The sequence below is a fragment of the Streptomyces hokutonensis genome, assembly GCF_042751305.1.
GTDB classification, from domain to species: domain Bacteria; phylum Actinomycetota; class Actinomycetes; order Streptomycetales; family Streptomycetaceae; genus Streptomyces; species Streptomyces hokutonensis_A.
The window spans coordinates 145,240-168,602 of the sequence record NZ_JBHYWD010000006.1 but is presented as its reverse complement, the minus strand read 5'-3'; the positions used below and the strand labels follow the sequence as shown (position 1 = coordinate 168,602).

Sequence of the window (23,363 nt, the reverse complement as noted above, 5' to 3'; positions counted from 1 at the left end):
GTACTCCGCGTTCCGGCCGGGTCCGTTCCGGACCGTACGGGAGTACGGTGGAGTAACCGAGGGCTCTTGACGTGCCGGTGTCCGGTCCGGCGTCCTGTCCTCGCGTTCCCTTCCCAGGGGCAGCCCGTGACCCCGGCCGCGCCATCCGCACCGACGGCCGAGGAGTCCCGCCATGTCGATCCTTTCCACCCCGTCCACGACGGGCGTCCCGGCGGGCACCGACCCGCCGCCCCCGGCCTACGACGGCACCTCGCCGTTCCCGGAGGACGGTCCGCCGCCCGTGCGCGACGGCGCCGCGCGGATATACGTGAGCATCACGGCGGCGATCGTGGTGCTGCCGTTCGTGGGGCTCGGCCTGGCCGGGTGGCTGCTGTGGGGGCGACTCATCCACCCCGTCGACATCGTGCTCGCGGTCGTCCTCTACACGATCACCGGCCTCGGCGTCACGGTCGGCTTCCACCGCGGGCTCACCCACGGCTCGTACCGGGCCGACCGTCCCCTGCGCATCGCGCTCGCGGTGGCCGGGTCGATGAGCTTCCAGGGCGACGTCATCGGGTGGGTCGCCACCCACCGCCGCCATCACGCCTTCACCGACCGGCCCGGCGACCCGCACTCGCCGTACCGCTACGGCACCCATCTGTGGGGCCAGTTGCACGGGCTGCTGGACGCCCACGTCGGCTGGCTGTTCCGCAACGAGCAGACACTGCCGGAGCGTTACGCCCCCGACCTCCTCGCCGACCCCGACATCCGGGCCGTCTCCCGCGCCTTCCCGTGGCTGTGCCTGTTCACCCTCGCGCTGCCGTTCGGGCTCGGCTGGGCGATCGGCGGCAGCTGGCTGTACGGCGTAACGGGCCTGCTGTGGGCGGGACTTGTGCGTATCGCACTGCTCCACCACGTCACCTGGAGCGTCAACTCGCTGTGCCACATGATCGGTGAGCGCCCCTTCCGCACCCGCCGCCACGACCGCGCCACCAACCTGTGGCCGCTGGCCCTGCTCTCCTTCGGCGAGAGCTGGCACAACCTCCACCACGCCGACCCCACCAGCGCCCGGCACGGCGTCGACCGCGGCCAGATCGACCCGTCGGCCGCCGTCATCCGCCTCTTCGAACGCGCCGGTTGGGTCCACGACGTCCACTGGCCGACCCCGGACCGCATCACCGCCCGCCGCGCCTGACACCCAACCGCTCTTCCACGTACGGCAGTTGGCAGGAGCCTCATGACCACCGTGCTGCAGCCCCCGCCTCCCTCGCATCCCGTCCTGCGTCTGCGGCTGGCACCCCACGGGAACCTGCCGCGGGCCATCGACGGCGCGTGGTGGCCCCGTTCGTACGACCTGCCGGCCGAACTCCCGGGACTGCTGGCCGGGTTGCCCCGTCGGTGGGGCCGCATCACCAGTGCCACGGTCAACGGGTCGGCATGGTCCGCCGTGCCCGGCCGGCTGCTCGTCTCCCAGCAGGTCGTACGGCTGCGCGGGACCCAGGTCGAATCCGCCCCGCACACCATCGTCCTGCTCTCACCCGGCCAGGGCCGCTGAGATCTCCTGGTCGTGCCGCCGGACACGACCGAGCAAGCGGCCGAAGCCCTCATGGCCACCGCCGTCACCGGTCAGCCGACCTGGTCGCCGGACTGAGCCACCGCCGGCGCCGGGATGGCCCTGGTGTCGAAGTCACTGGAGACGATCTCCGCGGCGAGGTCCGAGAGCCGCAGGTGACGGGAGCGGGCGTAGCCGCGGAAGGCGGCGAAGGCGTCGTCGACGGAGGTGTTCCAGCGTTCCGCCAGGAAGCCCTTGACCTGTTCGATCAGGATGCGGCTGGTCAGCGCGTTCTCCAGCTGGCTGTTCTCGACATGGGACTGCTCCAGGGTGCGCTGCTGCAGGATCGCGATGGTGGCCACGTCGGCGAGGGCCTGGGCGAGCGCGATGTCGTCGTCGCCGAGCCGGTGCGCGGTGGTCTGGAAGAGGTTGAGCGCGCCGACGACGCGGTTGCGCAGCCGCAGCGGAATGGCGTGCGTGGTCACGTACCCGGTCGCGCGGGCCTGCCGGGCGAAGCGCGGCCAGGCGGCGGTCGTCTCCGCCCGGTTCAGGTCTATGTTGGTGCGGGCGGCACCGGTGCGGTAGCACTCGACGCACGGACCCTGGTCGTGCTGGAGCGCGAAGAGTTCCAGCAGGCGGGTGTGCTCGTCCGAGGCGGCGATGATCTGCAGCTCGCCGTGCGCGTCCACGAGCAGGATCCCGGCCGCCGACACGTCCAGCAGTTCCACGCAGCGCGCGGAGAGGCGGTGCAGCAGGTCGATGACATCGAAGTCCTCGACCAGTGAGTCCGCGACCTCCACGAAGATCTCGGCCAGACGTCGTTCGCGGGCCATGGCAATCATCCCTTTCCACCGTCGGGCGAGTTCGGCCCGCTTACATCGTCGTCCAAGTCGTCGTTGAAGCGCAGCCTGCGGGCGACCACATCCGCCGCGATATCGCCGAGCGGCCGCTCACTGCCGTACGCGTGGGCCCGCAGGCGCAGCAGTGCCTCCTGTATGGACACGTCCAGCTGGGCGCTGATCATCCCCGTGGCCTGGTGCACGACCGCACGGCTCAGCACTGAGGGAGGCTCCAGGACCGCGCCGAGCCCCGGGCCGTCCCCGCCCCCGTCCCCGCCCTCGCCGCGTCGGTCACGGTTCAGGAGACCGCCGGTCAGTACGGCGGTCAGCGCGGCGGCGTCCGTGTACTGCTGCCCGCTCAGCCGCCGTTCGCGGTCGCACAGGAGGGTCAGTACGCCGACCCGGATCGCCCCGACGCCCAGCGGGAAGCAGCACACGCCGTGCACGCCCAGGTCGCGCGCGGCCGGCAGCAGCGCGGGCCAGCGCTCGGCCCGCACCCGCGCCAGGTCCGGCTCCAGCACCGGCGAACCGGTACGGACCGCCTCCGGCCCCGGGCCCTCCCCCAGCGTGAACTGGAGTTCCTCGAACCGGGCGCTCAGGTCCGGGTGGTGCCACAGCGGCTCGGCCGTCCGCTCGGCACCGACCAGCAGCGACAGCGCGACGCCCGCGGCACCCAGCGCCCGCGCACAGGCCCGGGCGGGGTCACCGTCCTCACCGAGGCGCAGCGACCGCAGGACCTCGGCCATGCCGTCACTGATCACCCGTCTCCGTCCCGCGCGGGCCGCGTCACTTCGGGGTGGGGCGTCACCCGGCCTGCCCCGAACACTACGGGGCCCGGTCCGCCGTCGCACGGTCCGCGCGTACGTCGTGCCGGGCGTCGTGGGTGCTCGCGTACCGCGGGAACCAGTCCCGCAGACCGGCGGCCCGGAACACGAGACCCGCGCCCGGCAGGTGGTACACGACGCGCAGCTGTCCGAGCCGTTCATGGCAGTCCTTCCGCGCCGCGCACAGCGGTTCCAGGACGCTGCCGTCCATGAAGGTGACACCGCGCAGATCCACGATGAGGAGCAGCCGCCCGCCGCCGTGCCGGGCGTCCACCAGATCACGCGCGAAGGCCGGCACGGTCATCAGGTCCAGCTCGCCGCCGGCTGTGACCACACGCAATTCGTCGAACAGGTCGGAATGGGGGTCCATATGACCCGACTCCTCTGCCACCGGGGGGCTTTCGCCTTGCGCAGGGCCTCTGTTGCGCGGAAACGGACGCTACGGAGAGGGCCGGGGGCACGGGCTGACCGTACGACGAGGGTACTGCCGTACAGGGGGCGGCCCGCAGCCCTCACTCCAGGTACGCGTGGAAGTGGCCGAAGGTGTCGTCCCTGGTCGGTTCCTGACGGATTCGAGGGCGAAGGTGCAAACGTCTGACGTCGTACCGTATCCACGGCCTTGGGACAGGACTACGTTCTGAAGTCAGGCCCAAGTCCCCGGTATCGATGCTGAGTCCAGCTCCCGGGAGACCCGTCGTGTTCGTCCTGCTCATCGTCCTCGTCCTGGTCCTGTTCGCCTTCGGGTTCCTCCACCCCCTCCGGTGGGTGGCGTGAGAGCGGTTCCGATCTCGGGGGGACTACCGGGACTACCAGAAGCGCCGGGACCGCGAACGCCGGGGTGACCTGTGCGGGTGCCCGCTCCCCTGACGGGGCGTGGGTCAGACCCCCAGACCGGCAAGGAGTTCGGAGCCGTCGACGAAGGCGCGGGCCACGTCGGACAGCCGCCGGTTGTGGGCGCGGGCGTAGGCACGCAGGGCGCTGAACGCCTGCTCCATGTCGATGCCCTGGCGTTCGGCGAGCTTCCCCTTGGCCTGTTCGATCAGCACCCGGCTGTTCAGCGCGGCCTGCAACTGCTCGTTGAGGACCGTGCTGCGCAGGCTGGAGCGCTGCTGGAGCAGGCTGATGGTGGCCACGTCGGCCAGGGCCTGGGCGACGGGCGTGGCGACCGGGTCGAAGGGGCCGGGTGCGGCGCGGAAGAGGTTCAGGGCGCCCACGGTCTCCTCCCGCAGTCGCATGGGCAGGGCCTGTACGGCCCCGAATCCGCTGCGGTGGGCCGCCGTGACGAACCGCGGCCAGCGGTCGATCTCCCGGGTCAGGTCGTGGATGATCACCGGTGCGCCGGTGTGGAAGCAGTCGAGGCAGGGGCCCTCGTCGTTCTGGAGCTGGAAGAGCTCCAGCAGCCGCACCTGTTCGTCGGAGGCGGCCATGACGCGGAGTTTGCCGTCCCGGTCGGCGAGCAGCACGCCTGCGGCGCTCGCGTCGAGCATGCTCACACAGCGATCGGTCAGCAGGCGCAGAAAATCGATGAGGTCGAAGTCGGCGACCAGATTGTCGGCCAGTTCGACGAAGGTCTTGGCCAGGAGCTGTTGGTCCATCGTGGGCACCCTCGATTGGGACTGGTCCCGGCCCGGAGGGGCGGGAAGTACGGCGCGTTTCTCGGACGGCACCCGTGCGTCAGGTTTCCTCAGGTTGCGTCAGTTTTCCTCGTCGGTCCGGTCCGGGTCCGCGTCCGGGTCCGGGTCCGCGTCCGTGTCCGGGTCCGTGTCCGGGTCCGGCTCCGCGTGCGGCTCCGCGTCCGGGTCCGTGTCCGTGTCCGGGTCCGCGTCCGGGTCCGTGTCCGTGTCCGGGTCCGCGTCCGGATCCGGCTCCGCGTCCGGCTCCGCGTGCGGCTCCGCGTCCGGGTCCGTGTCCGGGTCCGGCTCCGCGTCCGGGTCCGCGTCCGGATCCGGCTCCGCGTGCGGCTCCGCGTCCGGTGAGAAACGGAGCCGCCGGGCCACCACGTCCGCGGCGACCTCGGCCAGCCGGCGTCCCTGCGCGAAGGCATGACCGCGAAGCCGGACGAAGGCCTCCTCGATGCCGACGCCGAGCTGGACGGTCAGGACGCCACTCGCCTGGTCGATCTCCGCCCGGTACGCGCCCAGGTCCTCGACGGGGCCGTCGCGCGGACCGCCCGCCTCGTCGATGCGCGCGTCGAGCAGCACCAGGGTCGCGAGATCGGCGAACGCCAGCGCGTCCGCCAGTTCCTCCGCGTCCAACCGGACCGGAACCTGGGCGTACAGATCCAGAACTCCCAGGTTGATCGCCCCCATCTGGAGCGGGAGCGCGAACACCGCGCGTGCCCCGGCTTCCAGGGCCGCGTCCGCGAACACCACCCAGCGGTCCTGGAGTTCACGGGTCAGCAGATCGGGTGTCAGGACGGCCGAGCCGTGCCGGAAGGCATCCACACACGGCCCCTCGCCCAACGTGAGCTGGAGTTCCTCCAGTTGCTCGCTGATGTCGTCGGTGCTGCACAGCGGATGGCTCGGCGCGGCCGGGGACATCGCCGACAGTCCGGCCCCGCCGACCGGCAGCGCGGCCACGGCCGCGGTGCACACGTCCACCACACCGACCCGGACACCGCGCCGGGCCGCCTGCTCGGCCACCAGCACCTGGATACGCTCCGACCGGCTGTCAGACCCCACCCGGGCCACCGCCCGCAGGCATCGTGACCGGGTCCGCCGACGCGGCGCCGGACGATGCCAGGCGGCCGGCCGGCAGCCCCTCCCGTACACGACGGCCGAGGCCACGCCGGCGCCGGCGGTCGGCCGTCATCGCGTGTCTCCCGAAAAGACGGACGCCAGCCGCACGGAACGGTGCGCCGGGCCCGGAACAGGTGTGGCCTGGGTGTCCGCGCGAGGAGGTGGCGGACGGCCGGACGAAGGGCCGAGGAGCAGGAACCCGTCGCCGACGACGTCGAGAATCCGCAGCAGGATGGCCGGCGGATGCTGCAGTCGCAGGGTTCCGCCGAGCGCTGCGGTCTGCTCTGCCGCGCGGAGGAACACGTTGAGCCCGCTGCAGTCGCAGAAGGTGACGCGGGCGAGGTCGACATCGACGGCGCGGATACCGTCGCGCATGCACCGCTCCAGCGACACACGCAGCAACGGCGCGGATTCGAGGTCGATCTCACCGGCCAGGGTGATCAGCGCCCGGGTCGTTCGGTCATGGTGGTGGACGGTGAGCTGTAGCAGGGGCATGGCGCCTCGGTTCGGAAGACCATCCGGCAGCGGGTGCGGTGGTGCCGGAGTTCCGGCTCCCTGGGCGCGCTCCCGGCTGGGGCGTACTTTCGGCGGAGGCAGAGCGACGGCCGGTCCAACAGCCTGCGCGGCAGGACAGAGGATCAACCCGGTTCCCTCCAGGGATGCGCCGGGTGACAGACGAAGCGTCCGCCCCCCGCAGCCATCTGAGTTCAGCAACTGCATGCCGCCGGGGTCTGGGACGTCTGTACAGCACACTAGTCCTCACGTCGCCCCCATGGACGGTTCGAAGCCATCCGATCCCAGGATGCGGACGGCACAAAACGCCCTGTTAAGGACTTCTTCAGCGGACGCGCGAAAAAACCGTTCCCGGTCAGTGGTAGGTCCGGGCGGAGCTCGCACTCTCAGCACACCGGCTTCCTGCCGGCAGTGCCCGGTGCATCCCTTCTCTCATCACCATCGAGGAAGGGTCCGTCATGTCCGAAACCCGCCTACGTGTCATGCTCATCGGCGCCGGCCTGGGCGGCCTCTGCCTGGCTCAGGGCCTCCGCCGCCACGCCGTAGACGTCACCGTCCACGAACACGACGACGCCCTGCTCACCCGCAACCAGGGCTACCGCCTCCACATCGACCCCACCGGCGACCGAGTCCTGCGCGACTCCCCGCCCGCCGACCTGTACGCCCTCTTCCGCGCCACCGCCGGCTACCCGCCCCTGCGCATCGTCAAGCCAGACGACCAGCTCAACGAAACCCGCGTCCTGGAAGACGCCTCCGACGAGACCCCGATCTCCGTCGACCGCCTCACCCTCCGCCAGATCCTCTTCGAGGGCCTGACCGACCACGTCACCTCCGGCAAGAAACTCATCCGCTACGACACCCCCGACCCCGAAGTCGGCCCGGTCACCGCCCACTTCGCCGACGGCACGACGGCCACCGCCGACGTCCTGATCGCCACGGCCGGCGTCAACTCCGCCGTCCGCCGGCAATACCTCCCCCACACCCGGATCATGGACAGCGGCATCCGCCAGATCTACGGCAAGGTGCCCCTCGACGACCACACCCGCGGCCTCTTCCGCGACGTCATGTTCAACGTCTTCCCCCCACGACGACCTACGCTCCATCACCAGCCGCGAACTGCACGCCCTCGCCCTGAACATGACCAAGGACTGGCACCCCGGCTCGTACCAGCCGTCCGCGTCGGACAGGGCGGTACCCGGGATCGTCGTACGGGCGGGCCGGTCGATGACGACCCCTCGCCTGCAGCTCTTGACCATGGCTCACCATCGGCCCATGGGCCCACCTGGTCGCCGGCGAACAGCCCGAGCCGGATGCCTGAAAAGCGTTCGTCACCCTTCGTTCGGCGGCGCTAGCCTCGGCGGTCATGGGAGCACGAGCGCAGTACGTGGTGGTCGAGGGCGGCGCCTGGCAGCGGTACTACTCGCACTGGGCCGCCAACCGGGTGGTTGACGATCTGCTGCCCGGTCCGGCCGCGGCGACACGCTGCTTCCGCGCGAACCGGGAGATCGACGAATGGCTCGACGACGTGTGGTGCGAGGGCGCCGCACTCGTCGACCACGACCGCCGGGTCCTGCTCTGGTTCGCCGACGCGGGCAGCTGGGCCGACCACCTCGCCGCCCGCGCCGTACTGGCCCGGACCTGGCCCGACTGGGACGTCCGCTTCGCGCACGACGGCTTGGGCGATCTGACCCACCACCTGGGCCTCGGCCGGGACTTGACCCGTTCGCCGGGCTGGTTCGAGACCTTCGAGCCCATCGGGTTCGCGGACTCCGAGAGCACCGACCCCCGCACTGTTGTCTCCCTCCGCCTGCCCGACGGAAGCGTGCGCGCGTGGGGCGGCGACTGGGAGCCCGTCGAGCACCTCGGGGGCGGCCCCGGCCTCATCGACCTGCTCGTCGCCTCGCCGGCCACCCCCGCGCTCACCGACATGCCCGACGGCGGCGTCCATTTCGACCCGCAGGCCCGCACCGTCTCGCTCTGGGCGGTGTGCACCGTGGCCGGCATCCACGACTGGCCGTTGCCGCGCTGGGAGGACTGGGCCCTGGACTTCCGCGGCGACGACCACACACAGCAGGCCGGACTGCTCCCCGCCGGCTTCCCCTTCCCTCAGCCCCCGCTCGCAGCAGCGCTGAAGAGACTCGGCAAGGGCCTCGGCACCCCGCCGCCCGACAACGGCCCGCTCCTTGCCCGCGCCACGGCCGCGTCCGGTCCAGAGGGCACCACCCCCGTGGTGAACCCCGCTGCGCTGATACCCCACGAGCCGGCCGATCCCACCCCGGCCGAACTGGCCGCGCTGCGTACGGCACTCGATGCGCTGGTCGCGGAGGCGGAGGAGAAGGAGGAGGCGAACTGACCAGCACCTGGGCAGGCGCCCGAACGGGACACATGCGTACACGGACAAACTCGATGCCTACGTCGAAGCGTCGGGCGACGCCGTCAACCGAAGCGCAACCGAAGCTCCCGACCGAAGCTCCTGACGGGCCTCGGACCGTGGTGCCGAAGATCCCCGATCCAGCGCGGTGTTGCTTGTCCTAGTCGTGGTCGGTGGAGAGGGCGACGTGCCGCCAGGTGTCCATCTCCTTGCGGAAGGCGTCCAGCTTGGTGTCGAAGGCTTGCAGGGTGTCGGCTCCGAGCGGGAGGCGCAGGGGCGGTTCCGGGTTGGCGGCGATCTCGACGATGGCGTGGGCGGCCTTGACCGGGTCGCCGGGCTGGGCGTGGTTAAGGGAGGGGACGGCGGCACGCATCGCGCCGGCCGTGGGCGCGTAGTCGTCGATCACGTCGATGTCCGAGTTCAGACTCGCCGGGTCGAGGAAGTCGGTGCGGAAGAAGCCCGGTTCGACGAGGGTGACGTGGATGCCGAGGGGGGCCAGTTCGGTGTGGAGGGTCTCGGTGAAGCCCTCGACGGCGAACTTGGTGGAGGCGTAGATGCCCCAGCCGGGTGCAGTGGCGAAACCCACGATGGAGCTGATGTTGATCACATGGCCGGAACGCTGACGCCGCAGCACCGGCAACACAGCCCGCTGCACGGCGAGTGGGCCGAACACGTTGGTCTCGTACAACGCGCGGACCGCGGCGTCGTCGGACTCCTCGACGGCGGCGAGCAGGCCGGTGCCGGCGTTGTTGACCAGGACGTCGATCCGGCCGAACCCCTCGACCGCCGCGTCGACGGCCGCCTGGATGCTCTGCGGGTCGGTCACGTCCAACGGCACGGCCAGCAGCGCGTCACCGGCATCGGGGAACTGCTCGCGGACGGCTTCCGCCCTCCGCGCGGTCGCGACCACCTGGTGACCGGCGGCGAGGGCGGCACGCGTGATCTCCAGGCCGAAGCCCCGGGACGATCCAGTGATGAACCAGACACTCATTGTCTTCTCCTCTTCAGGCAGTGGGCAGGTTGAAGGCGGCGCGGTTCTGGGCGATGAAGCCCTCGACGTCGAGGGGTTCGCTGCCGCCGATCGTCTTCACCAGGTCGTTGGTGCCGGCGAAGACGCCGTTGCGGTAGTCGACGGCCACGGCGAGCAGGTGCTGGATCAGGTGGTCCGGCGCGCCGCGCCCGCGCAGGATGGCGGCGAATTCGTCGAGTTCGATGGGCACGTAGGTGACCTCGCGGCCCAGCGCCTTCGACATCTTCTCGGCGATCTCGTAGTGGTTGAGCTCCTCGGCGCCGTACAGCGGGTAGATCTGACCGGCGTGCGGGGCGGGGTCTTCGAGGATGGCCGCGATCACCTTCGCCTGGTCGGTTTCCGCGATGGGGGCGTGGCGGCCGTCGGCGAACGGCAGGCGCAGTTCGCCCGTCCCGTCGGCCCAGGTGTCGATCAGCCACTGGGCGAAGAAGGTCGGGCGGATGTGGGTGACCGGGACCGGGGCGTGGTCCAGGACGCGTTCGGCGACCCAGTGCTGGCGTGCGGCGTTGCTGGCGGTGTCGCGGCGGGCGGAGACCTGCGACATGTTCACGATCGCCTGGACGCCGTTCTCCTCCGCCGCCTGGGCCACGTTCGCGGTGGCGTCCATCAGGCCGGGGCGGATCGGATAGGTGAAGTACAGGGCGTCGATCCCCTTGGTCGCGCGGGCCAGGGAGTCCAGGTCGAGTACGTCGCCTTCCACGACGTCGGCTCCGAGGGCGGCGAGCCGCTCGGCGCGTCCGTCGAGGCCGCGGACGAGTGCGCGGACGTGGTGACCGCGCTGGAGGAGGAGTTCGGTGGTGTGGCGGCCGGTCTTGCCGGTGGCGCCGATGACGAGGAGGTTGCGTTCCATGATGGTGATCTCCGTTTCCTGAAAGGGAGTTGACGGGTGCCGCACAGTGGCCGGGGCGCTGCGGTCCGGGGATGCGGCGCTGCGATCAGCGGGTGCGGCCGGGCCGTAGGGCGATGAGCGCGGCGGCCGCGGCGAGTCCGGCGCCGGTCTGGACCCACCAGGCGTGGTCGAACCCGGCGGTCGTGGCCTGCGGGGTGAGGGCGACGAGCAGGGCCACACCTACGGCGCTGCCGATCTGCCGGCTCATGTTGAGTACGGCGCTTCCGGTGGTGGCGCGGTCGGGTGCGAGGGAGCCGGCGGCGGCGAACAGCGGCGCCTGGGCCAGACCGCCTGCCAGGCCGACCAGGATCAGGCCCGGGAACATGGCGCCCCAGTAGTCGGGGGCGGTGTGGACGGCGGTGAGCCAGTAGGCGGCGGCGAATGCCATGGCCAGCGTGCCGGTCACGGCGGGGGCGGTGCGTCCGAAGCGGCTCTGGATGGGCCCGGCGTTCATCGCGAAGGCGATCGACGCCAGCGGGGCCGGGGCGATGGAGACGCCGGCGCGCAGCGGGCTGAAGTGCCAGACCTCCTGCATGAACAGGGCGGTGCTGAGCAGGACGATGGCGAAGCCGGCGGAGAACAGGAACAGGGCCACGGTGGCGGCGGTGAACTGCCGGCCTGCGAACAACTGCCTCTCGATCACCGGCGCCTTGGCGCGCAGGGTGCGCTCGACGGTCGCGGCGGCGGCCAGCGCGGCCGCTGCGAAGAGGGTCACGGTACGGACGTCCGTCCAGCCCCACCCCGGCCCCTGAACGGTGGCGAGTACCAGCAGGCTCACGGCCAGCAGCAGCGCGAGGACGGAGACCGGGTCCGGCAGAGCGGCGCCCTTGGGCCGGCGGACCTCGGGCAGCAGCAGCGCACCGGCGACGAGGGTGGCGATGCCGACCGGGACGTTGATCAGGAAGATCCACCGCCAGTCGAGGGTCACGAGCAGTCCGCCGACGGGCGGGCCCGCGGAGGCCGCGATCGCGCCCACGCCCGCCCACAGGCCGACCACCAGGGTGTGCTGGCGTTTGGGGAAGCTCGGGTAGAGCAGGCCGAGCGAGGTCGGCACGATCATGGCCGCGCCCACGGCCTGGAGAGCGCGGGCCGCGACCAGTACGCCGAGGCTGGGTGCGGCGGCCGCGACGGCGGAGGTGAGGGTGAAGAGCGCCACTCCGGAGAGCAGCATCCTCTTGCGTCCCCAGTGGTCCGCGATGCGACCCGCCGGCACGAGCACGGCGGCGAAGACGATCGCGTAGGCCGACAGCACCCACGACACGGTCGCGACGCCCGTGCCCGGGAACGACCGTCCGATTCCGTCGAGGGCGACGTTGACGACGAAGAAGTCGAGCTGCGCCATGAAGGCGACGGCACCCAGCACCGCCATGATGCTCCAGCGGCGCGGGTGACCGGCCTCACTGACGGGCGGGGTCGGGGTCAGGGCATCGTGCACTGTCGTCGCGACCGCTTGCGGCGCCACCTGTGTGGTCATCCCGTCCGCCTCCTCAGCAGAATGGGCTTGGTAGCCCTTTTTCGACCTGCCCCCAGGGAACACCTCACGGAAAGGGTTGTCAAGCCCTTTTTCGGGGTACGATGGTGACCATGACCACCACCAGCGAAGCGCCGGGTCAGAAGCTGACCGCCAAGGGCCTGGCCACACGCGAACGCATCGTCCGGGCCGCCGCCGAGCTGATCTACGAACACGGCGCGCAGAACACCAACAACGAGCAGATCCGCGAGGCCGCCGGGGTCAGCGGCTCCCAGCTGACGCGTCACTTCCCCACCAAGGAGTCCCTGGTGCGCGCGGTGCTCGCCTGGCAGGCCGACACCATCGTCGCCCGCCACCAGGCGCCCGAACTGGGCGAGTTGGACAGCTTCGCCGCCCTGCACCGGTGGGCCGACTCCTACATCGCCTCCCAGGACATGGTGCGGGGCGGGTGCACGTTCGGCTCGCTGGCCGCCGAGGTCGTCAAGACCGAGCCCGCCCACCGGGACGCGGTGGCCGACGGTTTCGGGCGGTGGCAGGAGCTGTTCAAGCGCGGCCTGGGCAAGATGCGCGAGCGCGGCGAACTGCGGCCGGAGGCCGACCCGGTCGCGCTCGCCCACCTGCTCACCGCCGCGTTCCAGGGCGGAGCACTGCTGGACCAGGCGGCCGGCGAGTCCACGCCCCTGCGTGACGCGCTTTACGGAGCCCTGGCCTACATCGAATCGTTCGCCGCAAAGAGCTGAACGGGCCGGCACTGGCCGAGCGGGACGGACGAGGTGCCCGGCGCCGCGTCGCACTCCGATCCGATGAGGAGTGGAGTGCGATGACGTACCTCACTCTCCCCAGGGACCTTCGTTTATGGTGCGCTCCATGAAGGTCTCGCCATCGGCCTCTCGCTCACGGACAAGATTGAAAGCGAGCCCGTAGCGAGGAACGGCATTCTCACTCAGTGCCGCATGTGCCACGATCACGTCGGTGAGCGAGCGGACCATTGTGAGCCGGGGGAAAGCGTCGTGCACTCGCGCGGCCCGATCGGTTACGAGGTCGGCGTTCTTTCCGAAGTCGATGTAGATGCCTTCGTAGGTCAGCCGCGTGATCAAGCCGCGCCGCTCGGCGATCTGGTCGGAGGTGTGCAGGGCGATCGCCTCCCACACCCGGTCCACGTCCGTGGCGGCGAGATGGTGCCTGGTCAGGATTTCGGCAACCAGGTCGGCTCCTTCCACCTCGAAGCGAGAAGTGCCCTTCCCCAGAGTCCCGGTGGAAAGATCGTGTCCGATGCAGGCGGCGAAGAGGAGGTCCTCGTCGTAGGCCGCGTCATTCAGCGCGCCGATGTGTTCCGCGTACAGGCGCGCCCACAGGAAGCTGCGAATACAGTGGTTCACGACGGACGGATTCACGGTCTGCTGCATCGCCACGAGGATCTCGTTGTGCCAAGTCCCCGTCGGCAGACTGAGTGTGTCGTTCACACCTTGCCCCTCGCTCGATCCGGCTGATTTCAGCGAAATCCATAACGCGCATGGAAGACTCAGCTCTCGTTTCCGAGAACGATCCGGGCTGTCTGCTCGGGCTGCTCCCACTGGGGCCAGTGGGAAGCGTTCTTGATCAGGTGCAGTGTGGCGTCGGGGAAGTGGTGAGCGATGTGCCGGGCGACTTCGGGGTTGAGGTAGGGGTCGTCCTCGCCGAACGCCACGGTGACCGGCACGGTCAGCCTGTTCAACTCGCCGTCCGCGATGCGGCGGTTCTGGATCTCCAGGTCGGGAGACAGGGCGGCGGTCCAGGCGCGGATCGCTACGAGTGCGTCCGGCCGCGTGTCCTCCCCGAACCACTGCGGGGCCACGGAGGCCGCCACCACACCGTCCGGATCTCCGACCGTGTACCCGAACCGCGTCTGGGTGTGCGCCAGGATCCACTCCCGCATCTTCGGGTCGTCCATGAGGGCGTCGGCGAGCGGTGTGAAGTCGGGATCTCCCAGCAGGCGGATCAGCTCCGGGAACTGCAAGGAAGGGGCGTCCCCGTAGTAGCAGTTGAGGAGTACGAGTCTGTCCACCGACTCGGCGTGGTCCAGCGTGAAGTTGACCGCGACGGCCCCGGACGCGTCGTGGCCGACCAGAACGCAGCGATCGATTCCCAACGCCGTGAGCACCGCCGTGAGTTCGGCCTCGCGCTGCCCGGGCTGAAGGGCGGCGTACGGGCCGCGGTCGGACCGTCCGAAGCCGGAGAAGTCCAGGGTCACCACGCGCCTTGGGGCTACGAGGGGTATGAGGCGGTCGTAGATCCGGGAGTCGTCCGGAAACCCGTGCATGGCGACGATGGGTAAGCCATCGCCTCCGACATCGCGAACGTGAAGGCGCCCGTAAGGTGTCTCGACCAGTCTGCTCTGGTACCTGTGATCAGGGGTGGACATGTCGTCCTCTCTGGCTGCGTGCGCTGTCCCCAACTGCCTTGCGCTTCGGGGTCTTTCCGGCAATCCGCTGTTCCCGACGACTCGCCCTTCTCGCCGTACAGGGCACAGCCCTGGTCGTGGTCGGTGGAGAGGGCGACGTGGCGCCAGGTGTCCATCTCCTTGCGGAGGGCGCCGAGTTCGGTGTCGAAGGCTTGCAGGGTGTCTCCGAGCGGGAGGCGAAGGGGCTGTTCGGGGGTGGCGGCGATCTCGACGATGGTGTGGGCGGCCTTGACCGGGTCGCCGGGCTGGGCGTGGTTCAGGGAGGGGACGGCGGCACGCATCGCGCCGGCGGTGGGCGCGCAGTCGTCGATCACGTCGATGTCCGAGTTCAGACTCGCCGGGTCGAGGAAGTCGGTGCGGAAGAAGCCCGGTTCCACGATGGTGACGTGAATAGCGAGCGCGGCGGGCCGCTCGGCGCGCTCGTCGATCCGACGGACGAGTGCGCGAACCCGCTGACCGCGGTCAAGCAGCAACTCGGCGGTACGGCCGCCCGTCCTGCCGGTCGCTCCGGTCACCAGAGGATTGCGTCGCAGGGCGACGCCCCTCCGTCTGTGGAGAAGTGCCTGTGGTGGAGAGGGAGTCGGCAGGTGATGCGCGAGCGGTACCCGCGCATCACCGCGGTCAGCGGGTGCCGGCTCTGATCCGGGTACCGCTCGCGGGTCAGTCGGCGAGGAAGCCGAGCAGGTCCGCGTTGAACCGCTCCTTGAAGGGGGCGACCGACATGAGCCCGTGCGGGGCGCCCGGATAGACCTTCAGCTCGGCGTCCTTGATGAGCTTCACCGACTTCTCCGCCGACGCCACGATGGGCACGATCTGGTCGTCGTCCCCGTGGATGATGAGCGTCGGTACCTCGATGCGCTTGAGGTCCTCGGTCAGATCCGTCTCCGAGAAGGCCTTGACGCAGTCGTACGCACCCTTCATGCCGACCTGGAGGCTCCACAACCGGAAGGCTTCACGCAGCCCCAGGGACACCTGGGAGCCTTCTCGGTTGGCACCGTAGAACGGGGCGCTGAGTTCCCAGTAGTACTGGGATCGGTCATCGAGGACACCCTGGCGGATCCCGTCGAAGACTTCGACGGGCAGGCCCTCGGGATTGCTCTCCGTCTTGAGCATCAGCGGTGGGATCGCGCCGAGGAGCAGGAGCTTCGACACCCGTGACGCGGCCCGCCCGGCCGCGCAGCGCGTCACCTCGCCGCCGCCGGTGGAGTGGCCGACGAGCACCACGTCGTGCAGGTCGAGGTGCTCCAGCAACTGCGTGAGGTCCTCGGCGTAGGTGGTGAGATCGTTGCCGTCCCACGGCTGGCCCGACCGGCCGTGACCGCGGCGGTCGTGCACGATGGCCCGGTAGCCGTTGCCCGCCACCAGAAGGGCCTGGTCGTCCCAGGCGTCGGCGTTGAGCGGCCAGCCGTGGCTGAACACCACGGGGCGACCGCTTCCCCAGTCCTTGTAAAAGATCTCGGTGCCGTCAGAAGTGGTAAAGACTGCCATGATCGATTCACCTTCCGCCGGCGGCCTCACGCCAGGTGCTGTTCCGACAGAACTCACCGGCGAAGCAGGCCGCTTGAAAATAGTTCAACGGACCCTGGTGTGCATGTGCAACGAACTGACCGCGGCCAACAGGTTATTCGCGAGGTATCTCCCCGTCGCAGTGCTCTGTCGTACCGGGTGTCGCCTGCCGCTTCCCATCGTGCAGCAGAATGGACGGCGTGGCCATCCCGTACGGTTCGTAGTCCGCGTGGTCCGGCGACTACGAACCCGGGGTCCGCGGGCCGAAGAAATCCGGTTCCGCGCCGGTGTGCCGGGGTTCAGGAACCGAGGTGTTTCCGATTTTCCTGCAGTTCCCGACGGGAATGCACTCCGAGTTTCTTGAACACTTTACGCAAGTGATAATCGACCGTATGCACGCTCAGGAAGAGTTGTGCGGCGATCTCGGCGTTCGTCGCGCCGTCGGCGGCGAGCCGCGCGACTCTGGACTCCTGCGTCGTCAGGTGATTTTCGCTGTCGGTCGCGGGTGTGCGCGCTCGGGTTTCCGACGAGGAGCCGGCCGCGGACAGTTCCATGGCCGCACGCAGCGCATAGCCCGCCGCTCCCATCTGCGTGAACAGGTCGCGGGCGGACCGGAGGTGACGGCGGGCCTCCTTGGTACGGCGGCCCCGGCGCAGCCACTCTCCGTAGAGGTGGTGGCTGCGGGCGCGCCGCCCGGGGCCCCGTGTGTTCTCGTGATGCTGGATCGCCTCGAGATAGAGCGGTTCGGCCGACGCGTCGTCTTCGAGAACAAGTGCGTTGGCGCGCGCCAGATCACCCAGGAGAGCGGGTACGGGAGTCAATTTCGCCAGATCCTGCAAGTAGTCCCGTATGGAAAGAGCCTGCGTCTGTCTGCCGCAGCGGACGGCGGCTTCCACCATGTCGCAGATCGCGAACTTGAGCTGCGAGCTCTCCGCGAGACACCCCTCCAGGCTGCCGAGAGCATCGGCATAGCGGCCCTGGCTCAGTGAGACGACGCTCCGCGCATAGTCACGGAATACCAGCAGGTAGCCCTGCCCATGACGAGCGGCTTGCTGTGTGACGATTTCATCCAGTTCCTGAGCGGTTGTGTACTGGCCACGCCAGGCCGCAATGAGGAGTGCACCGAGGTGATCTTCATTGCCGCGCGCCTCTTCCCACGCGGACCGCTTGTCGAAGAGGATCTCCGCTTCTCGGATACGTCCGGCAACCAGTTCGGAAAGTGCCGTGTGGCTGAGGGCGAGGGCCAGGGGAATTGCCGCTCCCTGCGTGCGCGCCTCCTTTTCCATTCGCCACGCCAGGGTGTTGAGAGCCGTATCGTCACCCAACAGGGTCGCGTGGGCACATGCCGCGGCAAGCCACTGGAACAATTCGGGTGCCGTCGCCGGAGCCTGACGTACCTCGTCGACGGCGCGGTGGAGTTGAACGGCCGCGGCGGCAAGTCCCTCGATGTGCAGCGTGGCGTCGGCCTCCAGGAGAGTGTCACCCGGCGTGCGGTCCGTCGCCGGGGGCAGGGGCAGGTCCCGGATCAGCTGGGCCACCCCGCGCCGGCTACTGGCGGCCGGGGCCAGGGACCCGCCGATCTGCGCCTGCACCACGGCCTCGACCAGGATGTCGCGGGCCAAGCGGACATCGACGGGGGCGAGTTGGCGAGCGGCGGAGAGCAGTGCGTCCGCCGCCGCGCCCGTGTCGCCGGCAAGACGATGGATGCGCGCCTGGACGCGTTGGACCTGCCCGTTGTGGTGCTGATCCGCCTGGTAGGCCGCTGCCGCGTCGAGAAGTGTCTGTCCCCGCCCGGGCGACCCGGCGACCACACTCGCCTCGGCTGCGGTGAGCAGGCGGCGTGCCCGGGAGGGCAGGTCGGTGGTCAGCGCGGCGGAGCGGGCGAGGATGGTGGAGGCCGCCGCCCACCCGCCGCGGCCGAGCGTACGGTGCGCCGCGGCCTCCAGTTCCAGGGCCACGGCGTCGTCCGGATGCGTGGCCGCCGATGCGAGATGCCACGCTCGGAGGTCTACGTCGCCGAGGTCGCCGGCGACCTCGGCGAGGACCGCGTGGGTGCGGACGCGAAGGGCGGTGGGCGCGGCGTGATACACGGCCGCGCGGATGAGGGGATGACGGAACGTGACGCGATCCCGGATGGTCAGGAGGTTCTGCTCCTCCGCCGGGGCCGCGGCATCGGCGTCGTAGTCCAGGAGGACTCCGGCGCGCCAGAGGACATTGGGGTCACCGGTGGGGTCGGCGGCGGCCGCGAGAAGCAGGGCCCGGGCGCCGGCCGGCAGGGTCAGGGTCTCCCGTACGTACAGGTCCTCGATGGCCTGGCCCAGCGGAACGGGGTCGGGCAGCGGCGAGACGCCGCTCAACTGGGCGGGGCTCAGCTCTCTGACGGCTTCGATCAGGGCCAGGGGGTTGCCCGTTGTGGCGGATACGATCCGGTCGCGCACCTCGGTGTCGAGTGCTCCGTCCACCACCGCCTCGAGCAACTGCGTGGCGTAGCGCGCGGGAAGAGTGTCGACCGGCAGCGAGGGCAGCCCTCGGAGAGCGGGCGCTGATTCGCTGCCCTCACGGACGGCGAAGACCAAGGTGAGGGACTCCGCGTACATGCGTCGCGCCACGAAGCCCAGGGCGACGGCCGACTCCTCGTCCAGCCACTGCGCATCGTCCACCAGGCACAGGAGCGGCTGTTCGGCGGCGGCCGCGGTGAGCAGGCCCAGGGCCGCCACCCCGACCAGGAGCCGGTCCGGAGGAGCGGAGTGGTCCTGCAGGCCGAAAATGCGCCCGAGCGCGTTGCGTTGCGGAAGGGGTAATCGGGGCAGGCGAAACAGGTGAGGGGCGAGCAGGTGGTGGAGGGCCGCGTACCCGAGCTCGGCCTCCGAATCGACGGCATCGAATCGCAGGACCTGATGACTGCCCTCCGCCAGGACCTGAACATGGTCCAGCAGGGCGCTCTTGCCGACGCCCGGTGCACCGCGGAGAACGAGGGCGCCGCTCATGCCGGTTCGGCCGCGCCTGAGCAGTGACTGGAGACGGCCGCGTTCTTCGTCGCGGCCGAACAGCTCATCCATCTGTTGTCCTGTGGGCCTTCCCTTGCTGCCGGCCTCTTCAGTAGATCACCAGTTGCAGGGCCGTGGCGGTGCTTTGGGTGGGAGACCGGCACGTACGCGCACGCACCCGGCGCGGGCCGGGCCGGGAAGGCCGCGCGCAGTCCAGCCCGGTGCATCTCGGTCCCGCGGACGTGACCGGTGGCTTGACCGCTCAAGGGGTGGTTGGCCGATAGGGCGCATCAGTTCAGGCACTCTGTGGTGGACTGGCACCGGCACCTGTCTGGCAACGGGCTCGGCGCCGGCCACTCGCGTACCCGGGCGCGAGCCCTGAGTACCAGCGAGCAGCGAGGATTCACCATGACCGTACGCGAGCATGAAGGGCCCGGCGGGCCGACCATTCCCACTTCCGTGAACCGGGGTGGCCAGGGGAGGGTGATGACCTTGGCGGGGACACTGGCCGCGGCGGAGACAGCGGCACCCGTGGAGTCGCTCGACGTGGTCGCGCGGATGCTCAGGGAGCACCTCGGGGCCGCGTCGGTGTCGTTCCTCATCACCGACTTCACCGGCGGCTCGGTGGTACGGCTGGGTGCGGCGGGCAGCGTCGACACCGATGAACCCGCCCGGCGCATCACCCTGCGGGGCACCCTCTACGACGACGTGATCCGCACCCAGCGGCCGAGCGTGGAGGACAAGGGCGAGGGCGCGCTGGTGCGGATCGTGGCCCCGGTGACCAACCGCGGGGACGCCATCGGGCTCCTCGAACTGTTCCTGCCCGCGGCACCCGACGCGCAGACCATGCGGGAGATCGGCGAGACCGCACACGCCCTGGCGTACATCGTCATCGCGAACCGGTCCTTCACCGACGTGTACCAGTGGGGCCGCCGTACCACTCCGCTGAGCCTGGCCGCGGAGATCCAGCATCGGCTGCTCCCGGCTTCGCTGGCCTGTGAGGCCGCGCAGTTCGCCGTGGCCGGGGCGCTGGAGCCGGCCGACCACGTGGGGGGTGACACCTTCGACTACGTCATCGACCGGGACACCGTCCAGCTCTCCGTCACTGACGCCATGGGCCACGATGTCGACGCCGCGCTGCTGGCCACTCTCCTGGTGGGCGCCCTGCGCCGGGCCCGGCGGGCCGGTGCCGACCTCGCCGAACAGGCCCGCCAGGCCGACCAGGCCATGCGGGACCACGGCCGTCAGAGCTACGTCACCGGTCAGCTTCTCCGCATCAGCCTGATCGACGGCACAACCGAGTTCGTCAACGCCGGCCACCCCTGGCCGCTGCGCATGCGGAACGGCGAAGTTCAGGAGATCACTCCGAAGATCGACATGCCGTTCGGCTTCCACGTCCCTCACACCTACCGGGTCCAGTCGCTGGACCTGGAGCCGGGCGACCGGCTGGTGATGCTGACCGACGGCATGCTGGAGCGCAACGCCAACAGCCTCGATCTGTCGGACCTGATCGTGCGCACCAGCGCACTGCACCCCCGTGAGGCCGCCCGGACTCTCATCGGGGCGATCGTCGACGCCAACCACGGCCACCTGCAGGACGACGCGACCGTCATGTGCCTGGACTGGCACGGCGTCGACCAGTCGGAGCGGGACGCCAACACCGGCGCCGACCTCACCGATGCCTCCGCACCGTCACGGACAAGGCAGGCGAATTCCGCGCGATGACGCGACGCCTGCTCCGGCGTCCCGCCGCGTCCGGTCCCCGGGCGGGGGCGGCCCGGGGCACCTGCCCGGCTGGCCGCGTCACGCGCGCCGGTCGGCGGCAGTCACGGACGCGGCGTGCGCGATCCGCCGGGCAGGGCTGCGAGGTCAGGCCGGGTTGATGTTCTCGGCCTGGGGGCCCTTCTGGCCCTGGGTGACGTCGAACGTCACGACCTGACCCTCCTGGAGCTCACGGAAGCCCGAGGAGTTGATCGCCGAGTAATGCGCGAAGACGTCCGGTCCTCCGCCGTCCTGGGCGATGAAGCCGAAGCCCTTCTCCGCGTTGAACCACTTCACGGTTCCTGTAGCCATGTCTCGTGCCTCCCAGTCGGTGAACGTCTCCCCCTCCATGGGGAAGACGGAGGTGATCGCCCTGGTCCCTGCGGCACAGCACAGCAAAAAGCCCACACCGGGAGCGTGGGCTTGGGGGAACTCCGAACCACGACAGCTGACGCAGACGCTACACGCCCACACACCGCGTCACCAGGGAAAGCGATCACGCCGAACACCAGGACCGGTTGCAGGGGGTGCCCGCCGGTGCCGGCAGGCCCCTGTCTCAGTCCGTGTTCGTCGGGTTCGCCGGGTTCGCCGATTCTGCGGTGCGGCGGTATTCGGCGTTGATGCGCTGGGCTTCTTCGAGCTGGTCTTCGAGGACGATGATGCGGCAGGCGGCCTCGACAGAGGTGCCGTGGTCGACGAGTTCCCGGGCACGGGCCGCGATACGCAACTGGTAGCGGGAGTAGCGGCGGTGACCGCCCTCGGAGCGGAGCGGCGTGATCAGGCGGGCTTCGCCGATGGCACGCAGGAAACCCTGCGTGGTGCCGAGCAGCTCGGCCGCCCGGCCCATCGTGTAGGCGGGATAGTCGTCGTCATCGATACGGCTGAACGAGTCGTCTGCTGTCATCTGCACCTCTCCATGGAACGCGTGGAGGGGCCCTGGCGCTCATCGCACCAGGGCCCCGAAGGAACTACTACACCATCTGCCGACCCTGACAGGGCGTCGGCCTTCTGCTTCCGCAGACCCGACCGGCATTCTGCCGGGCCTGCTGGGATCGCGGTTGCTTGACCGGAGACCACCTCACTGTCGATGTCCTGCGGTACCCGGGTTCAAAATCCGGCCCGGGCGATCCTGATGGCGCTCGGCTCCTCCGTTCTTCCCTCTGGGATCAACTGCCTACAACGGGGGTACTGCACTGTGCTGGTGATACCAACTGCTCAGCGGCCTGTGACAGCACCGCTCTTCGGCAGCCGGCCCCGTCGCCCGTCCTGCGTCTGCCCTGGCTTGGAACCCCACTGCCGAACCTCCCGGTGCGCGCGCCCGCAGCCGACGCCTTCACCGAGGTACTGCTCACTGACTTCACTGCTGGGTACCGCGAACTGCACTTTCGAGTACTGCCACTGCGGTCCTGCTCACGGCGGCCCCTGATCACTACGGGCCACCCGGTACGGCCGCCAGCCGCGTCGCCGTCCTGCAACCGCTCTGGCTTCGCGACTCCACCACCGCACCGTCCTGCCAACTGCACTCACATGTACTGCTCCGCCCGGCAGTTCGTGTCTGCCAGGCCCTGCTGTCTCTCTGGGCTACGAGAGAACCATAATCACACCCACACCCCAATGTCTACTCCAACAAACACAGATTTCCGCGTGTTCGACAGACAGGCAATCAGCCTCGAACAGTGACCGACACAGGAGCAAGGGCCGCCAGCACCCGCTCAACCGGCGGCCACGGGAGGAGGGCCTGATGAACACCATGACCGTCAACATCGCAACCGCCCGCTCCGCGACATCCGTCGCCCGACCTCGACGACGGCACCGGAGGCTTCGGCCGGCCCATGGTCAACCGCATCGCCCACGCCACCGCGGTCACCCGCCAAGCGGGCGACGGCAAGACGCGCCCTCCTCGCCCGGTAACGCCACCGCTGAAGCAGCCGGACGGCGGCCAAATACAATCTGACCCATGTCGAAGCATGACGAGCTGCTCGTGGACGTCGCCACCGTGGTGGAGTCCGGGCAGAGCAACCAGATGTCCCTGACCGTGGTCACCGGCGGCACCGTCATCACCGGGCGGCTGGCTCCCGAAGCCGTGTGGAGGCGGAGGGTGTCGGAGGTTCTGACGGATTCCGCCCGCCTGGGAGAATTCTCCGCCGTGTTCGACGCCCCCGCGAAGGACGACGGCCCACCAACTCATCTGCACTTCCACGTCGCCCGAATTCTTCAGGGCACGGTGGGGATCCCGGAGACGGGCGGGATGTACCGGGTCGCGATCAGCGACGTCAGCGCCTGGACCGTGGGCGACTTCAGCTATTCCGACAGCTGATATTCCGGCCGCCGAGGAACCACGGGAACGGGAACCCGTCGCACGCAGTGGGGGGGGGGCGCGCGCGCGGCGGCGCGCCCCCCCCGCGGGCGGGGGGGGGGGGGGGGGGCCGCGCCGGGCGGCAGCGCCCGCGCGGCCACGTGGGA

General features: G+C 70.0%; 23 protein-coding genes. 7 read left to right on the top strand and 16 right to left on the bottom strand.

Annotation, left to right across the window (positions count from 1 at the left end):
- Positions 1-172: 172 nt before the first annotated feature.
- Both ACFXC1_RS18260 and ACFXC1_RS18255 read left to right on the top strand, forming a co-directional pair.
- A complete protein-coding gene (locus ACFXC1_RS18260) occupies positions 173-1,174 on the top strand; it encodes an acyl-CoA desaturase (RefSeq protein WP_381243850.1) in 1,002 nt (333 codons plus the stop codon).
- A 42-nt stretch (positions 1,175-1,216) separates the two neighbouring features.
- Positions 1,217-1,534: a DUF5994 family protein gene (locus tag ACFXC1_RS18255; RefSeq protein ID WP_381243849.1), complete on the top strand. Its 318-nt coding sequence runs from the start codon at positions 1,217-1,219 to the stop codon at positions 1,532-1,534.
- Between the two features lie 71 nt (positions 1,535-1,605).
- Here the strand turns inward: ACFXC1_RS18255 and ACFXC1_RS18250 are convergent, their stop codons facing one another.
- The 6 genes from ACFXC1_RS18250 to ACFXC1_RS18225 all read right to left on the bottom strand — a co-directional run bounded on the left by ACFXC1_RS18250 (position 1,606) and on the right by ACFXC1_RS18225 (position 6,427).
- On the bottom strand, positions 1,606-2,373 hold the full coding sequence (locus ACFXC1_RS18250) for a GAF domain-containing protein (RefSeq protein ID WP_381243847.1): 768 nt from the start codon (positions 2,371-2,373) through the stop codon (positions 1,606-1,608).
- Positions 2,370-3,131: an ANTAR domain-containing protein gene (locus ACFXC1_RS18245; RefSeq protein WP_381243845.1), complete on the bottom strand. Its 762-nt coding sequence runs from the start codon at positions 3,129-3,131 to the stop codon at positions 2,370-2,372. The genes ACFXC1_RS18250 and ACFXC1_RS18245 overlap by 4 nt, the downstream gene beginning before the upstream one ends.
- A 64-nt stretch (positions 3,132-3,195) precedes the next feature.
- A complete protein-coding gene (locus ACFXC1_RS18240; RefSeq protein WP_381243844.1) occupies positions 3,196-3,564 on the bottom strand; it encodes an STAS domain-containing protein in 369 nt (122 codons plus the stop codon).
- A 508-nt stretch (positions 3,565-4,072) separates the two neighbouring features.
- Positions 4,073-4,789, bottom strand: a complete 717-nt coding sequence (locus tag ACFXC1_RS18235) for an ANTAR domain-containing protein (RefSeq protein ID WP_381243843.1) — start codon at positions 4,787-4,789, stop codon at positions 4,073-4,075.
- A gap of 99 nt (positions 4,790-4,888) precedes the next feature.
- Entirely contained in the window at positions 4,889-5,875 is a 987-nt protein-coding gene (locus tag ACFXC1_RS18230; RefSeq protein ID WP_381243842.1) for a GAF and ANTAR domain-containing protein, read from the bottom strand.
- A gap of 126 nt (positions 5,876-6,001) precedes the next feature.
- Entirely contained in the window at positions 6,002-6,427 is a 426-nt protein-coding gene (locus tag ACFXC1_RS18225; protein WP_381243840.1) for an STAS domain-containing protein, read from the bottom strand.
- A 476-nt stretch (positions 6,428-6,903) separates the two neighbouring features.
- On the opposite strand from ACFXC1_RS18225, the gene ACFXC1_RS18220 reads away from it, so the two are divergent.
- Complete coding sequence (locus tag ACFXC1_RS18220; protein WP_381243838.1) at positions 6,904-7,797, top strand: FAD-dependent oxidoreductase; 894 nt, start codon at positions 6,904-6,906, stop codon at positions 7,795-7,797.
- Between the two features lie 11 nt (positions 7,798-7,808).
- Positions 7,809-8,798, top strand: coding sequence for a hypothetical protein (locus ACFXC1_RS18215; RefSeq protein WP_381243837.1), 990 nt, complete (start codon positions 7,809-7,811; stop codon positions 8,796-8,798).
- A gap of 178 nt (positions 8,799-8,976) precedes the next feature.
- On the opposite strand, the gene ACFXC1_RS18210 is transcribed toward ACFXC1_RS18215, so the two are convergent.
- From ACFXC1_RS18210 to ACFXC1_RS18200, 3 genes are all read right to left on the bottom strand, one after another.
- Positions 8,977-9,807: an oxidoreductase gene (locus ACFXC1_RS18210; RefSeq protein ID WP_381243836.1), complete on the bottom strand. Its 831-nt coding sequence runs from the start codon at positions 9,805-9,807 to the stop codon at positions 8,977-8,979.
- Between the two features lie 13 nt (positions 9,808-9,820).
- Positions 9,821-10,696 (bottom strand): NmrA family NAD(P)-binding protein, encoded by an 876-nt coding sequence (locus ACFXC1_RS18205; RefSeq protein ID WP_381243834.1) that lies wholly within the window; start codon positions 10,694-10,696, stop codon positions 9,821-9,823.
- Positions 10,697-10,781: 85 nt separating this feature from the next.
- Positions 10,782-12,209, bottom strand: a complete 1,428-nt coding sequence (locus ACFXC1_RS18200; protein WP_381243833.1) for an MFS transporter — start codon at positions 12,207-12,209, stop codon at positions 10,782-10,784.
- A gap of 110 nt (positions 12,210-12,319) precedes the next feature.
- Here ACFXC1_RS18200 and ACFXC1_RS18195 point away from each other — a divergent pair, with 110 nt between their 5' ends.
- Positions 12,320-12,946, top strand: coding sequence for a TetR/AcrR family transcriptional regulator (locus ACFXC1_RS18195; RefSeq protein ID WP_381243831.1), 627 nt, complete (start codon positions 12,320-12,322; stop codon positions 12,944-12,946).
- A 90-nt stretch (positions 12,947-13,036) separates the two neighbouring features.
- On the opposite strand, the gene ACFXC1_RS18190 is transcribed toward ACFXC1_RS18195, so the two are convergent.
- From ACFXC1_RS18190 to ACFXC1_RS18170, 5 genes are all read right to left on the bottom strand, one after another.
- On the bottom strand, positions 13,037-13,669 hold the full coding sequence (locus ACFXC1_RS18190) for an HD domain-containing protein (protein WP_381243829.1): 633 nt from the start codon (positions 13,667-13,669) through the stop codon (positions 13,037-13,039).
- Between the two features lie 59 nt (positions 13,670-13,728).
- Complete coding sequence (locus ACFXC1_RS18185; RefSeq protein ID WP_381243827.1) at positions 13,729-14,505, bottom strand: alpha/beta fold hydrolase; 777 nt, start codon at positions 14,503-14,505, stop codon at positions 13,729-13,731.
- Positions 14,451-15,161 (bottom strand): Rossmann-fold NAD(P)-binding domain-containing protein, encoded by a 711-nt coding sequence (locus ACFXC1_RS18180; protein ID WP_381243825.1) that lies wholly within the window; start codon positions 15,159-15,161, stop codon positions 14,451-14,453. The genes ACFXC1_RS18185 and ACFXC1_RS18180 overlap by 55 nt, the downstream gene beginning before the upstream one ends.
- A 145-nt stretch (positions 15,162-15,306) precedes the next feature.
- Positions 15,307-16,134 (bottom strand): alpha/beta fold hydrolase, encoded by an 828-nt coding sequence (locus tag ACFXC1_RS18175; RefSeq protein WP_381243823.1) that lies wholly within the window; start codon positions 16,132-16,134, stop codon positions 15,307-15,309.
- Positions 16,135-16,451: 317 nt separating this feature from the next.
- Entirely contained in the window at positions 16,452-19,211 is a 2,760-nt protein-coding gene (locus tag ACFXC1_RS18170) for a helix-turn-helix transcriptional regulator (protein WP_381243821.1), read from the bottom strand.
- A gap of 414 nt (positions 19,212-19,625) precedes the next feature.
- Between ACFXC1_RS18170 and ACFXC1_RS18165 the strand changes: the two genes are divergently transcribed.
- On the top strand, positions 19,626-20,864 hold the full coding sequence (locus tag ACFXC1_RS18165) for a PP2C family protein-serine/threonine phosphatase (protein ID WP_381243819.1): 1,239 nt from the start codon (positions 19,626-19,628) through the stop codon (positions 20,862-20,864).
- Positions 20,865-21,008: 144 nt separating this feature from the next.
- On the opposite strand, the gene ACFXC1_RS18160 is transcribed toward ACFXC1_RS18165, so the two are convergent.
- A complete protein-coding gene (locus ACFXC1_RS18160; protein ID WP_008735947.1) occupies positions 21,009-21,212 on the bottom strand; it encodes a cold-shock protein in 204 nt (67 codons plus the stop codon).
- A 244-nt stretch (positions 21,213-21,456) separates the two neighbouring features.
- Entirely contained in the window at positions 21,457-21,804 is a 348-nt protein-coding gene (locus ACFXC1_RS18155; RefSeq protein ID WP_381243817.1) for a MerR family transcriptional regulator, read from the bottom strand.
- A 1,053-nt stretch (positions 21,805-22,857) separates the two neighbouring features.
- On the opposite strand from ACFXC1_RS18155, the gene ACFXC1_RS18150 reads away from it, so the two are divergent.
- Entirely contained in the window at positions 22,858-23,217 is a 360-nt protein-coding gene (locus ACFXC1_RS18150) for a hypothetical protein (RefSeq protein ID WP_381243815.1), read from the top strand.
- Positions 23,218-23,363: the final 146 nt, after the last annotated feature.